The following is a 14,637-nucleotide window of genomic DNA, read 5'->3' as shown; positions in this document are numbered from 1 at the left end:
ACCCCGTATGACCGACACCTCCTCCCACACCCCGCCGACGGATACGGCAGCCGGCCCGGAGCTGCCGGCCCAGGCGGGCCACCGGCAGTCGACGCCGCCCGCGCCGCCGGAGCCGTACGGCCCGCCCGGCCTGCTGGAGCGGCTGGAGTCGGCGGCCTTCGCCCGGATCAACCGCACCCGCGAGTGGTACGAACTGCCGGGCCCGATCGGCCTGATGAACCTGGCCGTCATCCGCGAGGACCTGCGCCGCCACAACCTGCACGACACCTTCGGCGCGGGGGGCGAACGCAAGCGGCGCCCCACGCCGCGCCTCGCGCCGTACCGCTCGTACGACGGCTCGGGCTACGACCCGTACGACGAGGACATGGGCCGGGTGGGCACCCGTCTGGACCGCAACTCCCCGCTGCACATGGCCTATCCGGACAAGGACGAGGAGCTGATGGCTCCCAGTCCCCGCGAGGTCAGCCGGGAGCTCCTGGCCCGGCGCGGGTTCACCCCCGCGCCCACCCTGAACCTGCTGGCCGCCGCGTGGATCCAGTTCCAGAACCACGGCTGGGCCAACCACGGGGACAACGAGGAGGCCGAGCCCTTCACCGTCCCGCTCGCCGCCGACGACGACTGGGCGGAGCAGGGCGGCACCTGCCCGATGCGGGTCAACCGCACCCGCCCCGACCCGGTCGCCCACACCACCCCCGACGTCCCGCCGACGTACGAGAACACCGTCACCCACTGGTGGGACGGCTCGCAGATCTACGGCTCCGACGAGGCCCGCTGCCGCTCGCTGCGCACCGGGGAGCACGGGCACCTGATCCTCGACGGCGGCCGGCTGCCCACCGATCCGCGGCCCGACATGGCCTGCCTCGACGCGACGGGCATGAACAGCGACTACTGGACCGGCCTGTCGCTGCTGCACACGCTCTTCGCCAAGGAGCACAACGCCATCTGCGACCTGGTCCGCTCGCACCACCCCACCTGGGACGACGAGCGGCTCTTCCACACCGCGCGGCTGATCAACACCGCCCTGATGGCGAAGATCCACACCGTGGAGTGGACCCCGGGCATCCTCGACCACCCGGTGGTGCACCACGCGATGCGGGCCAACTGGGACGGGCTGCTGCCCCGCTGGGTCACCAAGACCTTCGGCCGGATCGGCGGCGAGGTCCTCAGCGGCTCCCGGGGCTCCGCCACCGACCACCACGCCGCGCCCTTCTCCATGACGGAGGAGTTCGTGTCGGCGTACCGGCTGCACCCGCTGATCCCGGACGAGATCACCGTCCGCGACCACCGTCGCGGGGCGCGGCGCGAGATCATCGGCTTCGACGACATGCAGGGCGCGACCACGCGCACCGCGATCGACGCCTACGGGATGAGCGACCTGTTCTACACCTTCGGGGTCTCGAACCCGGGCGCCCTGGTCCTGCACAACCACCCGGACGCGCTGCGCAACCTGAAGCGGCTGTCCGGCGAGCACATCGACCTCGGGACCGTGGACATCCTGCGCGACCGCGAGCGGGGCATCCCGCGCTACAACGCCTACCGGCAGATGCTGCGCAAGCGCCCGGTCACCTCCTTCGAGCAGCTGACCGGGGGCCACCCGGGCGACACCCCGCTGCTGCGGGAGCTCTACGACGGCCGGCTCGAACGGGTCGACACCCTGGTCGGGAACCTGGCCGAGCCGCGGCCGGCGGGCTTCGGGTTCAGCGACACCCTCTTCCGGATCTTCGCGCTGATGGCCACCCGCCGTCTCAAGAGCGACCGGTTCTTCACCACCGACTACCGGCCGGAGGTGTACACGGCCGAGGGGATGCGCTGGATCGACCGGAACTCGATGGTCACGGTGCTGCTGCGGCACCACCCCGAGCTGGCCCCGGCGCTGGCCGGAGTGACCAACGCCTTCGCCCCCTGGAAGGAGCGGTCGTGACCGGGCACCCCGCCGACGGCCTGCGCAGCCACGCCGCCGCCCTGCGCGAGCGGGCGGACCGGCTCCGCAGCGCCTGTGACGGCCTGAACTGGAAGGGCCCGCAGGCCGACGCCTTCCGGGCGCGCGTCGACGAGCTGGCGCTGCGCTGCGCCACGGCCGCCGACGGGCTGTCCCGCTCGGCCGCCCGGCTGGACGGCCGGGCGCGGTAGGAGCGCGGGGGAAGGCCCCGTACGCAGGGGGTGGCGCACGCTACTTCATGCGGTACTGGGCCTTCTCCGCGAGCTTGCCGTCCTTGAAGCAGAAGCGGAGGACGTCCTCGGCCTGGGTGTCGGCGCTGGAGAGGTACCAGGCGCACACGCTCCCGGCGGGCTCGGCCGGGCCGCCGTCCTTGAGGGCGTCCTTGACGAAGGTGTCGCCGGAGGGCAGCTTCGCGCGGACCTCGCTCTCGGCGTCGCCGACGCTCACCGCCTCGTAGACCTTCGGGTCGACCAGGGTCTTGTCGGCTATGTCGAGCACCTTGGCCGCCCCGAAGAACAGCGCCACGAGGAGCCCCACTCCCAGCACCAGCGCGATTCCACACCCGATGAGACAACCCTTGCGCTGAGCCATGGCCCCGTTCCTCCGTGCCCTTGATGTTGCTGTGCTCTTCCTGCTGACAGTCGGAGCCTCTCAGGCGGTGGGGCGGGCGGGCCGTCCTCGAAAGTCTTGGGCCGCCGCAACGAACGTCGTTCGCGGGCGGTGCCTCAGAGGTCCCCGGGGTCGGTGTTCGCCCCGCACAGGACGACGGCGACCCGCTCCCCCGGCGGCCGCGGGGCGGTGCGCAGGGCGGCCAGGGCGGTGGCGGCCCCCGCTTCGACCACGATCCGGTGCTCCTCCCAGAGCGCGCGCCGGGCTGCGGTGATGGCCTCGTCCGGGACGAGTACCGATACGGCGTTCCCCTGCCGGGCGGCGGCCAGCGCGTCGGCGGAGACCCGGGTGGCGCCGAGGGAGTCGGCGGCGACGGAGGACACCGGGACGTCGACGGGGCGGCCCGCCTCGAGGGCGGCGTTCAGGGCCCGGCAGTGCTCGGGCTCGGCGGCGACCACCCGTACGCCGTGTTCGCGGGCGGCGGTGGCGACGCCCGCGAACAGCCCGCCGCCGCCGACCGCGACGACCACGGTGTCCAGGCCGGGCAGGGCGGCCCGGACCTCGTCGAGCAGGGTCCCGGCGCCCGCGGCGATGAGCGGGTGGTCGTAGGCGTGGCTGCTCAGCGCCCCGCTGTCCGCGGCGAACTCCCGGCAGGCGGCGAGCGCTTCGGCGTACCGGTCGCCGACGAGCCGTACGTCGGCCCCGTAGCCGCGCAGCCGCTCCACCTTGACGCGCGGGGCGTTGGCGGGGAGGAACACGGTGGCGGGGACGCCCTGCGCGCGGGCCGCCCAGGCGCAGGCGAGGCCGGCGTTGCCGCCGGAGGCGATGGTGACGCCGGCGGCCGGGAGGCTGCCGGTCTCACGGTGGGCGGCGAGGAAGTTGTGCGCGCCGCGGGCCTTGAAGGAGCCGGTGTGCTGGAGGTACTCCAGGGCGTACCAGACGCCTTCGGAGGCGGGTACCACGGCGGCGGGGCGGACGGCCCCGGCGGTACGGGCCGCGGCGGCGCGGACGGCGGCGTAGTCGAGCTGCTGTTCCATGGGCGGACTGCCTTTCGTGGGGTCAGGCGGCGGGCCGGGCGGCCTCGATGAGCTGGCGCAGGGCGCCGTAGTACACCTCGTGGTCGGTCAGCGGGGGCAGTACGTCGGCCACGGCGCCCGCGAGGACGGGGAACTCGGCGGGGTCCAGGGCGGCGAGGGCGGCCCGGGAGGCCGCGGTGGCCCCTGCGGGGTCGCGGTGGTCGACGAAGGCGGCGCTGCCCAGGGTGAGCAGGTACATCCGCCGGTAGGCGGTCATGGCCTCGGCCGCGCTCATCCCGGCGGCGATGCTGTCGGCGAGGGCGGGCTCCACGAGGCGGGCGAGCAGCTGCCGGCCGAGCCAGGGCCGCCCGCCGCGCAGGACGAGCAGTCCGGGGTGGGCGGTGAGCAGCCGGTAGAGGGCGCCGAACCGCAGCTCGGCTGCCTCGGCCCAGTCGGTTCCGGCGGGGATCTCGGGCAGCCGGGCGGCGAGGTGCTCGGTGCACAGGTCCAGCAGGCCGGCCAGGTCGGTGCAGCGGCGCTGGACGGTGGCGTGGGAGACCTCGAGGCGTTCGGCGAGGGCGCGGAAGCTGAGGGCGCCGGGCCCTTCCTCGTCCAGGATGCGCAGGGCGGCGACGGCGATCGCTCCGGGGGTCGCGCGATCCAGGGCGGCTGATCTTCTCGGCATGAGATACAGCGTATCAGCCGCCGTAACATACGCCGGATCTTCCCGTGCCGCGCCACGGACGTGACACCGGTGTGTGACACCGACGTGTGACACCGACTGCGGCCATATTGCTGGTCATTGAGCCATAACCATCGACTTATGTTGACAGCCGGTAGTCGCACCGCTGCACTGAGGCACGAATGCCCGTCGGTACTCCCCCACGTCAAGGAGACCCCGTGCCGCCTCGCCTGCGCGCTTCGCTCCCCTGTCTGACCGCGGCCGCCCTGCTCGCCCTCGCGCTCGCCCCCGCCCCCGCGGCGGCCGACCCGACAGCGACCTGGGACACCCCGCTCGCGCTCACCCCGCCCATGGGGTGGAACAACTGGGCGCACTACATGTGCCGCATCGACGAGGCCACGGTGGTCGCCAACGCCGACGCCCTCGTCTCCAGCGGTCTCGCCGCCAAGGGCTACGACACGGTGACGGTGGACGACTGCTGGATGCTCAAGGAGCGCGACGCGCAGGGGAACCTGGTCACCGACACGCAGAAGTTCCCGCACGGCATGGCCTGGCTCGGCGAGTACCTGCACGCCAAGGGGCTGAAGTTCGGCATCTACGAGGACGCCGGCTCCCTCACCTGCGAGCGCTACCCCGGCAGCGGCGCCCCCGAGGGCGGCGGCCCGGACCACTACGCCCGCGACGCACGGCTGTTCGCGTCGTGGAAGGTGGACTACGTCAAGATGGACGGCTGCAACCTGTGGGTGCCGCCCGGGAAGACGAAGGAGCAGGCCTACCGGGACGCCTACAACTCCGTCGCCCGGGCGCTGCGCGACAGCGGGCGGCCGATGGTGCTCTCGGCCTCCGCGCCCGCCTACTTCCAGCAGGGCGAGTGGGGCGGCGCCGACTGGCACAAGGTCCTCGACTGGGTCGGCGAGACCGGGCAGTTGTGGCGCGAGGGCCGGGACATCAAGGTGTACGCCCCGAGCGCCCCGGCCACCTCCCGCTGGAGCTCGGTGCTGGGCAACTACGGCTACAACCGCTGGCTCGGCCGGTACGCGGGCCCCGGCAACTGGAACGACCCCGACTTCCTGATCGCGGGCGCCCCCGGGCTGACGGACGCGGAGAGCCGCAGCCAGGTCGGGCTGTGGGCGATGATGGCGGCCCCCTTCATCCTGTCCTCCGAGGTGTCCGCGCTCACCCCGGGCGGGCTCGCGGCGCTCGGCAACACCCGCCTGATCGAGCTGGACCAGGACCCGCTGGGCCGGCAGGGCGCCGTGGTCTCCTCCAATGCGACCTTCGAGGTGCTGGCCCGGCCGCTGGCGAACGGGGACCGCGCCGTGGCCGTGCTCAACCGCTCGGGCAGCGCCCGGGACGTCTCCGTACCACTGGCCGACGTCGGACTGCCCGCCGCCTGCGTGGTGGACGCCGAGAACCTGTGGAGCGGGGCGCGCGGCCAGGTCGTGGACGCGCTGACCGGGCGGCTGGGCGCGCACGACACGATGGTGTGGCGGCTCACCCCGCGCGGCTGCGCCGAGGCCGTGCCCACCGGGCAGATCAACGGGCTCGGGGCGAAGTGCGCCGACGGGGCCAGCACCAGCGGGGCCGGCGCGGTGGTGCTGGGGACCTGCACCGCCGGGGCCGACCAGCGCTGGACCCTGGGCAGCGGCGGGCGGCTGCGGCTGGCCGGCGAATGCCTCACGGCGGGCGGGGGCGGCCTGGTGGAGCTGGCCGACTGTGCGCCGGGCCGGCAGGCGGGGCAGAGCTGGAGCCACCGGCGCGACGGGGCCCTGGTCGAGGAGACGAGCGGGCAGTGCCTGACGGCCCCGGCGGCGCCCGCGACCCCCGACGCCCCGGCCGAGCGGCTGCGGCTGGCGGCCTGCGGCGACCACCAGGCCGACCAGGCCTGGTCCCTGCCGGTCTGACGCCCCGACGCCCGGCCCCCGGCTGCGGGCGCGCACACCACCCGGCACGGCCGGGCCCGCGCCATCACCCTTCCGGGGGAATCCCCGCCGAGCGGCACCCGCCCGGCGGGGGTGCTGGGTTCACTGGCTCCCCGACGATCAGAGGGGCGGCCGCCGGAACGATCCTGCGGCCGCCCCTTTCCGACGCCCACGGGGCCACGAGGCGACAGGAGCGCACCCGACATGTCCGAGACCGCGCAGGAGCGGACCCAGACCCCCGCGCCGGCCGTCGGCATCACCGACGGCGTGGTCGAGCTGCGCAAGCGCCGCCCGGCCGGCCCCACGCCCGATGCCCGCGCCACCGCCGGGGCCTGCGGATGCGAGGCGGTGCCGGCGGATCCCGCGGGAGCGGCACGTGAGTGAGCGGGCATCGGCGCTACCGTGACAGGACGAAGCGGTAGGTTCCCGGAGGATCCGGGCGGAGGTGGCTCCGAATGACCCGTGCGCGGCCGCAGCCGGCGCGCAGGCGGCGCCCGGCCTGGGCGGCCGCCGTCGGCGGGATGGCCGCGGCGTTCGCCGGACTGGCCGTCGCGGAACTGGCGGCGGCGCTCGTACGCCCCGAGGCGGCCCCGCTCACGGCGGTCGGCGGGGCGGTGGTGGACCGTACTCCGGCGGCCGTCAAGGAGTGGGCCATCCGCGCCTTCGGCACCGCCGACAAGCTGGTGCTGACCCTCGGGACGGTGGCCCTGCTGGCCGTGCTCGCCGCCGGGGCCGGGATCCTCGCGGTACGCCGCCCCCGCGCGGGCTGCGCCCTCGCCGCCGCGGTGGGGGTGCTCGGCGCGGTGGCCGCGCTCAGCCGGCCGGGGGCGGGCTGGAAGGACGCGCTGCCCTCGCTGGCGGGCGGGGTGGTGGCGGCCGGAGTGCTGTACCTGCTGGCCTCCGCCCTGCGCCGGCCCCGCCCGGCGGGCGGCCGGGCGGGCGGCACCTGGCCCCTGGACCGGCGCGCCTTCGGCCGGCTGCTGGCGGCCACCGTGGCCGCCTCGGCCGCCGCCGGATACGCGGGCCGGCGCCTCGGCGCCCACGGCGCGGCGGGGGCCACCGCCTCCCGGGCGGACCTGGTCCTGCCGTCCCCCGCCGTCCCCGCGCCGCCGGTACCCGCGGGGGCCGCGCTGCGGGTGCCGGGCCTGGGGCCGTTCCTCACCCCGAACCGGGACTTCTACCGCGTGGACACCGCCCTGGTCGTCCCCCGGGTGGACGCGGGCACCTGGCGGCTGAGCATCCACGGGGACGGGGTCACCCGGCCCCTGACCCTGACCCTGCCCGAGCTGCTCGCCCGGCCGCTGACCGAGCACGACATCACCCTGTGCTGCGTCTCCAACGAGGTCGGCGGCCCCTACGTGGGCAACGCCCGCTGGCTCGGCGTACGCCTCGCGGACCTGCTGCGCGAGGCGGGCGTACGGCCGCCGTCCCAGGGCGGGCCGGCCGACCAGCTGGTGGCCCGCTCGGTGGACGGGATGACGATCGGCACCCCCGTCGAGGCGGTCATGGACGGCCGCGCGGCACTTCTGGCCGTCGGGATGAACGGGGAGCCGCTCCCCTTCACGCACGGTTTCCCCGTACGGATGGTCGTACCGGGCCTGTACGGGTACGTCTCCGCCTGCAAGTGGCTGCGCGAGCTGCGGCTGACCACCTTCGAGGCGTACGACGCGTACTGGGTGCGCCGGTCGTGGGCGCAGCAGGCCCCGGTCAAGACCCAGTCGCGGATCGACACCCCGCGCTCCTTCGCGCAGCAAGCGGCGGGCCGGGTGGCGGTGGCGGGGGTGGCGTGGGCGCAGCACCGCGGGATCGCCCGGGTGGAGGTACGGGTCGACGGCGGCCCGTGGCGGGAGGCCCGGCTCGGGGACGCGGACGGCGTGGACACGTGGCGGCAGTGGGTGTGGCCGTGGGAGGCGACGCCCGGGCAGCACACCCTGGAGGTCCGCGCCACCGACGGCCGGGGCGAGGTGCAGCCGGAGCGGCGCACGGGCACCCTGCCCGACGGGGCGACCGGATGGCACTCCGTCACGGTGCGCGTCCGTGCGTAGGCGGTACAGAGCCCTACATTGAGGGACGATCACGACATCCGTACGTCAGGAGCCGGCGCCGTGGAGCTGACCAGCACCTCGTTCCTCGTCACACTGATCGCGGCCACCGCGCTCGCCATGCTCCTCGCGCTGCTGCTGTGGAACCGCCTGCCGGGGCCGGGTGCGGTGCGGTGGGGGGTCAGGGTGCTGATGCTCGGGCTGTGCCAGCTGACGGCCATCTGCGTGGTGGCCGCCTGGATCAACGGCAGCTACGGGCTGTACGCCTCCTGGGACGACCTGCTGGGCACCGGCGACGGCCGCGGCTCCTCCGCGATGACCGGGCCGCCGGTGGGCCGGGCCAAGTTCACCCAGGGCGCGAACGGCACCCGGAGCACCTACTTCCGGGGCAGCCACTCCAAGCTCGCCGGGCAGGTGATCGTGTGGACCCCGCCGGAGTACGACGCCCCGGGCGCGCAGAAGACCCGCTTCCCGGTGCTGACGCTGCTCCACGGGTATCCGGGCTCGCCGGGCTCCTGGTTCGACCTGGGCTCCATGCCGGACTCCCTGGAGCAGCTGGTGCAGCTCGGCGCGGCGCACCCGTTCATCCTGGTGGTGCCGGAGATCTACCCCGGCGGGGTGAACACGGACTGCAGCGACACCCCGCGGCGCAAGGTCGCGACCTGGCTCGCGCGGGACGTCCCCGAGCTGGTCGCGAAGAACTTCCGCACCCTGCCCGAGCCGAAGGGGTGGGGGCTGATGGGCGTCTCGACGGGGGCCTTCTGCGCGGTGAAGCTGCCGCTCCAGTACCCGGAGGTGTTCCGCGCGGGCGCGGCCCTGGACCCGGACCCGCTGACCGGGGACCCGGAGGTGCTGGCCGACGCCGGGCTGCGGGAGCGCAACAGCCCGGTGTGGCTGCTCGGGCACGCGAAGGGGGCGGACGTCGGGCTGTTCCTGGCCACCTCCGCGCAGGACAAGGACAGCCCGCCGCAGCAGCTGGCGGCCTTCGCCCGGGCGGCGCGGGGCACCGGGGTCCGGGTGAAGACCCTCGTCCGGCCGTCCGGGGGCCACAACTTCCAGACCTGGAGCGGGATGTACCCGGACGCCCTGGGCTGGCTGAGTACGGAGCTCGCCGCGCCCGCCGCCCCTTCGTGACGGCTCCTACCGCCCGGCCGGCCTCAGGACCGGGCCTCGGGAAGGGGCTGGGCGCCGGGACGGGGCCGGGCCAGGTGCAGCCGGGTGTGGAACCAGCCCGCCGCCTCCTTGCCGGCCGGGTCCTCACCGAGCGCGGTGACGGCGGCCGTCGCGAGCCGCTGCTCCTCGGGGTCGGTGAAGCGCCGCTGCGGGCTGGTGGACCCGGCCCGCTCGACCCGGAGCCCGTACGACTCCAGGCAGCGGGCGATATCCCGGTAGTCGTGGGTGCGCAGGACGAAGGCGGCCACCGGCACCGGCCGGCCGACGGCGGTGAGCAGCCGGGCGAAGGTGCGCCCGGTGAGGAAGCTGGTGCCTCCGGTGACGGTGATCAGGCCGACGCCGGGGGCGGAGCGGCGCAGGCCCTCCTCCGGTTCGGACGCCTCCAGGTCCTGCGCGTAGCCCTCCTCGAGCAGTCCGACGGCCAGGGCGTAGGAGACGGCGGGGCCCGAGACGTCGAGGCCGATGACGGGGACGGCGTCGGGGCGGCGCCGCTCGGCGTAGAACTCGCGGTCGCGGTCGATGAGTTCGGCGGTGCTCAGACGGGCCGCCGCCTCGGAGGTGTAGTGGGCGTAGAGATCGTCCAGGGTGAGCTCGTGGTTGAGGAGGGCCGCGTTGATCCCGTACGAGCAGCACACGTCGAGGACCGTGCGCCGCCCGGCGGGGAGTTCGCCGGCCAGGGCGCGGAACACCGGCTGCGCGTGTGCGGGGGTCTGGTAGGCGTACGGCTGGAGCCGGGTGAAGTAGCCGCGCGGGTCGGGGAGTCCGTAGACCTCGTCGAAGCTGGTCATCGCGGTGGTGCTCATCGGCTGCGTGCCTTTCCGGGTGCGGGGGCTGGGGCGGCTGGGGGGGCCGGGTTCCATGGGTATCGGGCCCCGCGCTCCGGCGAAAGGACGCCGATCCGGCCACCTAGGGGGTGTCTTGCGGGTCAGGCCGGGCTCGCGGCGCCTGGCACCGCTCCCTGATCCGGCCCGACCCACAAGACACCCCCTAGGCCACACGCGTACCCAGTCGCCCCTCCCGCCGCTCCCGGCCGCCCGGGGCGGGGCGGGGCGGCGTAGGGTCGGGACATGCCGGGAACAGAGCGGGATCTCGAAGGCAGGGTGGCCCTGGTGGCCGGTGCGACGCGGGGCGCGGGCCGGGGTGTCGCCGTCCAGCTGGGGGCGCGCGGTGCGACGGTCTACGTGTCGGGGCGCAGCACCACCGGGCGGCGCTCCGAGTACGACCGGCCGGAGACGATCGAGGAGACGGCGGCGCTGGTCACGGCGGCGGGCGGGCGGGGGGTCGCCGTGGTGGCCGACCATCTGGTGCCCGGGCAGGTCGAGGCGCTGGTGGGGCGGATCGACTCCGAGGAGGGCCGTCTGGACGTCCTGGTGAACGACATCTGGGGCGGGGAGCGGCTCTTCGAGTGGGAGAGCACCGTCTGGGAGCACGACCTGGACAAGGGCCTGCGGCTGCTGCGGCTCGCGGTGGAGACCCATGCCGTCACCAGCCATTTCGCGATCCCGCTGCTGCTGCGCGAACCGGGCGGGCTGGTGGTGGAGATGACCGACGGGACGGCCGAGTACAACGCGAGCCGCTACCGGGTGTCCTTCTTCTACGACCTCGCCAAGTCGTCGGTGCTGCGGATGGCGTTCGCGCTCGGGCACGAGCTGGGTCCGCGCGGGGCGACGGCGGTGGCGCTGACGCCGGGGTGGCTGCGCTCGGAGATCATGCTCGAGGCCTTCGGGGTGACGGAGGAGAACTGGCGGGACGCGCTGGAGAAGGTCCCGCACTTCGCGATCTCCGAGACCCCCTCGTACGTCGGCCGCGCGGTCGCGGCGCTGGCGGCCGACCCGGAGGTGTCCCGCTGGAACGGCAAGTCCCTGTCCAGCGGGCAGCTCGCGGGGGTCTACGGGTTCACGGACCTCGACGGGAGCCGGCCCGACGCCTGGCGGTACATGGTGGAGGTCCAGGACCCGGGCCGGCCGGCGGACACGACGGGCTACCGCTGAGCCGGCTCCGGCTCCGCATCCGGCCGCCGGAACAGGGCCGCCCAGAGGAAGGGGTGGGCAGTGCGGGGCACGCCCGGGCTGTTTTCCGTGCGGGATCACGGATGGGTGTACGCAGGATGCGTACACTGTCCGCAGGGCGCTAAGCTGGAGGCATGTCCTCATCAGAGCAGCAGACCTCAGCATCCGTGCCCTCCGTCTGGACCCGGCCGCGCCGCCAGAAGGAACAGCCCGCGCTCAGCCAGGAGCAGATCGTCGCCGCGGCCGTGCGACTCCTGGACGCCGAGGGCATCGAAGCACTGAGCATGCGCAAGCTCGGCACCGAGATGGGCACGGCCGCCACCTCGCTCTACCGGCACGTGGCCAACAAGGACGAGCTGATCGAGCTGGTCGTGGACGAGGTCTACGGCGAGCTGCAACTGCCCGAGGCCGGCGGCCCGGACGGGTGGCGCGAGGCCCTGTCGCAGGGCGGGCACAGCCTGCGCGACATGGTCCTGCGCCACCCCTGGGTGGCCTCGGTCCTCGGCCAGGTCGGACTGTCGCACCTGGGCCCGAACCTGATCCGGATGTCGGAGCGGATGCTGAAGCTGGCCCTGTCGGCCGGTTTCCCGCCGGGCGAGGCGGACCTCGCGATGAAGGCCGTCATCTCGTACGTCATCGGCGCCACGACCAGCGAGGCCTCCTACCTCTCCCTCCTCGCCCGCAGCGGGAAGAGCGAGGCCGAGTGGCTGGAGTCCCTGCTGCCCGCCGCCGAGGCGGCCCTGGAGGACCACCCGATGGTGAAGGACCACGCCTCCGCCCGGCACGGCCAGGACCCGGCGCGGATGCGGGAGGAGATCTTCGACTACGGACTCCAGCGGGTCCTCGACGGGCTGGCGGCCCGGCTCGGCCGGAGCTGACGCGGGAGGCCGGGTGTCCCGGGCCGGACGGAGCCGGCTCGGGACGCCCGGTGACCCGGATCAGCCCCGGCCGGCCCCGGACTCCGGGAAGGCCAGCTGGAGGTCATCGGGGAGCGGGGCGAAGAAGCGGTCCACCGCGGTCCCGCGCACCTGGACGAGGGCGGCCGGGGACCAGCGCGGACGGCGGTCCTTGTCGATCACCTGGGCGCGGATCCCCTCCACCAGGTCGGGCATCGACAGCGCGGCGCTGGAGACCCGGTACTCCTGCTCCAGCACCCGCTCCAGCGAGTCCAGTTCACGGGCGCGGCGCAGCGCGGCGAGGGTGACCTTGAGCGAGGTGGGCGACTTGGCGTGCAGGAGCTCGGAGGCCTCCCGCGCGGCCGCGAGGCCCGAGCCGCGCAGCCGGGAGTGGATCTCCTCGACGGTGTCGGCGGCGTAGCAGTGGTCGATCCAGTCCCGCTCGGCGGCGAGCCCGGCCTCGGGGACGGTGGCGCCCTTGAACTTGGTGAGGACCTCGGCCACGGGCGCGGCCGTCAGCTCCCGGGTGAACTCGTCCAGCCAGTCGGCGGGCAGGTAGTGGTCGGCGAGCCCGCACAGCAGGGCGTCCCCGGCTCCGACGGCGGTGCCGGTCAGGGCGAGGTGGGTGCCGAGTTCGCCGGGGGCCCGTGAGAGCAGGTAGGTGCCGCCGACGTCGGGGACGAAGCCGATGCCGGTCTCGGGCATGGCCACGCGGGAGCGGTCGGTGACGATGCGGACGCTGCCGTGGGCCGAGAGCCCGACCCCGCCGCCCATGACGATCCCGTCCATGAGGGCCACGTACGGCTTGGGGTAGCGGGCGATGCGCGCGTTGAGCCGGTACTCGTCCCGCCAGAAGGCCAGGGAGCCGGTGGTGCCGGCCTTCGCGTCGGCGTGGATGGCCCGGATGTCCCCGCCCGCGCACAGGCCGCGCTCCCCCGCTCCGCGGAGGAGGACCTGTCTGACGGCCGGGTCGTGCTCCCAGGCCGTGAGCGCTTCCCCGATGCGCAGCACCATGGAATGGGTGAGGGCGTTGAGGGCCTGGGGACGGTTGAGGGTGATCAGCCCCGTACAGCCGTCGGTCTCGATCAGAACGGTGTCGTCTTCGGTCACGTCCGTCAGTATGTCGCGTCCGGAGCCATAAGAAGATCGTTTCTGATGATCTCATCACCTCTGAACGGATTCGGGGTGAACGGATGTGCGAAGAACGGCGCTCCGCTGAACTCCCGTACGGGGCAAGGGAGGAGGAACTCCCGAGCTCCCGGGCGGTCGACACGTCCGGCCGTTCAGCGGGCAAGCGTGCAAGTGCGCCCGCCGTTTCCTACGGTCGTCCCCATGACCGCCTCCCCTTCTGCACTGACCCTGGACTCCGGCACCGCGCTGGTGCTGATCGACCTCCAGCAGGGCATCCTGGCCCTGCCCACCGCCCGGCCCAGCGACGAGATCCTGCGCCACGGCATCGCACTCGCCGAGGCCTTCCGCGCCCACAGGCTGCCGGTGGTCCTCGTGAACGTCGCCTGGTCGCCCGACGGCGGCGACCTGCCCACCACCGACGTCGACCGGCCCGGCCCGGCCACCGCCCCGCCGGCCGCCTTCTCCGAGATCCCGGCCGAACTCGCCGCCCTGGGCGACGTCACCGTCACCAAACGCCACTGGGGCGCCTTCACCGGCACCGAGCTGGACCTCCAGCTGCGCCGGCGCGGGATCCACCGCATCGTCCTGGCCGGCATCTCGACCAGCGTCGGCGTCGAGTCCACCGCCCGTACCGCCTGGGAGCACAGCTACGGCCTGGTCTTCGCCGAGGACGCGACCGCCGACCTGGACGCCGACTCGCACGCCCACAGCTTCGGCAAGATCTTCCCGCGCATCGGCCGGGTCAGTTCCACCGCCGAGATCATCACGGCCCTGGACGACCTGCGCTGAGCGCCGGGGAAGGCACCTCCAGCCAGACGCACTTGCCCCTCGCCCCGAGCCGCGAACCCCAGGCCCGGGCCAGCCGGTCCACGATCACCAGCCCGTGCCCGCCCGGCCGGCCGGGGTCCTTCCCGTCCGCCGGCGGGGCGGGCGGCGCCGGATTGGCGTCCGTGACCTCGATCCGCAGCCGCTCTTCCGTCCAGTCCAGGACCAGGGCTCCGGGCCCGCCGCCGTGCAGGCAGGCGTTGGCCACCACCTCCGACACCAGCAGCATCACGTCCTCCGCCGCCTCCCGCGCGGCCTGCCCCTCCGCCGGCAGCCAGTGCCAGGCGGTCAGCGCCCGGCGGGTGAAGTCACGGCTGCGCCAGACGGGGTCGGTCATCCCGTCGAGGACCAGGAGCCAGTTCCGGTCCGCCGGCCCGTGCAGCTCCACCGTCC

At 74.4% G+C, this 14,637-nt stretch carries 15 protein-coding genes; 9 read left to right on the top strand and 6 right to left on the bottom strand.

What is annotated here, in order from left to right; genetic code table 11:
- Nucleotides 1-7 precede the first annotated feature (7 nt).
- The gene (locus tag OOK34_RS34710) at nucleotides 8-1,921 is read left to right on the top strand and encodes a peroxidase family protein (RefSeq protein ID WP_267038150.1); all 1,914 of its coding nucleotides are present in this window, start codon (nucleotides 8-10) and stop codon (nucleotides 1,919-1,921) included.
- Complete coding sequence (locus OOK34_RS34705) at nucleotides 1,918-2,130, top strand: hypothetical protein (RefSeq protein WP_267038149.1); 213 nt, start codon at nucleotides 1,918-1,920, stop codon at nucleotides 2,128-2,130. Before OOK34_RS34710 ends, OOK34_RS34705 begins: the two co-directional genes overlap by 4 nt.
- A gap of 40 nt (nucleotides 2,131-2,170) precedes the next feature.
- On the opposite strand, the gene OOK34_RS34700 is transcribed toward OOK34_RS34705, so the two are convergent.
- From OOK34_RS34700 to OOK34_RS34690, 3 genes are all read right to left on the bottom strand, one after another.
- Entirely contained in the window at nucleotides 2,171-2,530 is a 360-nt protein-coding gene (locus tag OOK34_RS34700; RefSeq protein WP_267038148.1) for a hypothetical protein, read from the bottom strand.
- A 134-nt stretch (nucleotides 2,531-2,664) separates the two neighbouring features.
- Nucleotides 2,665-3,585: a serine/threonine dehydratase gene (locus tag OOK34_RS34695; RefSeq protein ID WP_267038147.1), complete on the bottom strand. Its 921-nt coding sequence runs from the start codon at nucleotides 3,583-3,585 to the stop codon at nucleotides 2,665-2,667.
- Nucleotides 3,586-3,607: 22 nt separating this feature from the next.
- A complete protein-coding gene (locus OOK34_RS34690; RefSeq protein WP_267038146.1) occupies nucleotides 3,608-4,249 on the bottom strand; it encodes a TetR/AcrR family transcriptional regulator in 642 nt (213 codons plus the stop codon).
- A 215-nt stretch (nucleotides 4,250-4,464) separates the two neighbouring features.
- On the opposite strand from OOK34_RS34690, the gene OOK34_RS34685 reads away from it, so the two are divergent.
- The 4 genes from OOK34_RS34685 to OOK34_RS34670 all read left to right on the top strand — a co-directional run bounded on the left by OOK34_RS34685 (nucleotide 4,465) and on the right by OOK34_RS34670 (nucleotide 9,344).
- A complete protein-coding gene (locus tag OOK34_RS34685) occupies nucleotides 4,465-6,150 on the top strand; it encodes a ricin-type beta-trefoil lectin domain protein (protein WP_267038145.1) in 1,686 nt (561 codons plus the stop codon).
- A gap of 222 nt (nucleotides 6,151-6,372) precedes the next feature.
- Complete coding sequence (locus tag OOK34_RS34680; protein WP_267038144.1) at nucleotides 6,373-6,552, top strand: hypothetical protein; 180 nt, start codon at nucleotides 6,373-6,375, stop codon at nucleotides 6,550-6,552.
- Nucleotides 6,553-6,623: 71 nt separating this feature from the next.
- Entirely contained in the window at nucleotides 6,624-8,213 is a 1,590-nt protein-coding gene (locus OOK34_RS34675) for a molybdopterin-dependent oxidoreductase (protein ID WP_267038143.1), read from the top strand.
- Nucleotides 8,214-8,273: 60 nt separating this feature from the next.
- Nucleotides 8,274-9,344, top strand: a complete 1,071-nt coding sequence (locus tag OOK34_RS34670) for an esterase family protein (RefSeq protein ID WP_267038142.1) — start codon at nucleotides 8,274-8,276, stop codon at nucleotides 9,342-9,344.
- A gap of 23 nt (nucleotides 9,345-9,367) precedes the next feature.
- Here the strand turns inward: OOK34_RS34670 and OOK34_RS34665 are convergent, their stop codons facing one another.
- Nucleotides 9,368-10,186, bottom strand: a complete 819-nt coding sequence (locus tag OOK34_RS34665; RefSeq protein ID WP_267038141.1) for a hypothetical protein — start codon at nucleotides 10,184-10,186, stop codon at nucleotides 9,368-9,370.
- A gap of 264 nt (nucleotides 10,187-10,450) precedes the next feature.
- Here OOK34_RS34665 and OOK34_RS34660 point away from each other — a divergent pair, with 264 nt between their 5' ends.
- Together OOK34_RS34660 and OOK34_RS34655 are read left to right on the top strand one after the other, a co-directional pair.
- Nucleotides 10,451-11,374 carry an SDR family oxidoreductase gene (locus OOK34_RS34660; protein ID WP_267038140.1) on the top strand — a complete coding sequence of 308 codons (924 nt, stop codon included), beginning with the start codon at nucleotides 10,451-10,453 and terminating at the stop codon, nucleotides 11,372-11,374.
- Between the two features lie 152 nt (nucleotides 11,375-11,526).
- Nucleotides 11,527-12,270 (top strand): TetR/AcrR family transcriptional regulator, encoded by a 744-nt coding sequence (locus tag OOK34_RS34655; protein WP_267038139.1) that lies wholly within the window; start codon nucleotides 11,527-11,529, stop codon nucleotides 12,268-12,270.
- Between the two features lie 60 nt (nucleotides 12,271-12,330).
- On the opposite strand, the gene OOK34_RS34650 is transcribed toward OOK34_RS34655, so the two are convergent.
- Entirely contained in the window at nucleotides 12,331-13,398 is a 1,068-nt protein-coding gene (locus tag OOK34_RS34650; RefSeq protein WP_267038138.1) for an enoyl-CoA hydratase/isomerase family protein, read from the bottom strand.
- A 222-nt stretch (nucleotides 13,399-13,620) separates the two neighbouring features.
- Between OOK34_RS34650 and OOK34_RS34645 the strand changes: the two genes are divergently transcribed.
- Nucleotides 13,621-14,208, top strand: coding sequence for a hydrolase (locus OOK34_RS34645; RefSeq protein ID WP_267038137.1), 588 nt, complete (start codon nucleotides 13,621-13,623; stop codon nucleotides 14,206-14,208).
- Here OOK34_RS34645 and OOK34_RS34640 read toward each other — a convergent pair.
- Nucleotides 14,183-14,632, bottom strand: coding sequence for an ATP-binding protein (locus OOK34_RS34640; protein WP_267038136.1), 450 nt, complete (start codon nucleotides 14,630-14,632; stop codon nucleotides 14,183-14,185). The genes OOK34_RS34645 and OOK34_RS34640 overlap by 26 nt on opposite strands.
- Nucleotides 14,633-14,637: the final 5 nt, after the last annotated feature.

It is taken from the genome of Streptomyces sp. NBC_00091 (genome assembly GCF_026343185.1).
Classification (GTDB): Bacteria; Actinomycetota; Actinomycetes; order Streptomycetales; family Streptomycetaceae; genus Streptomyces.
This window is presented reverse-complemented; position numbering and strand designations above follow the sequence as displayed.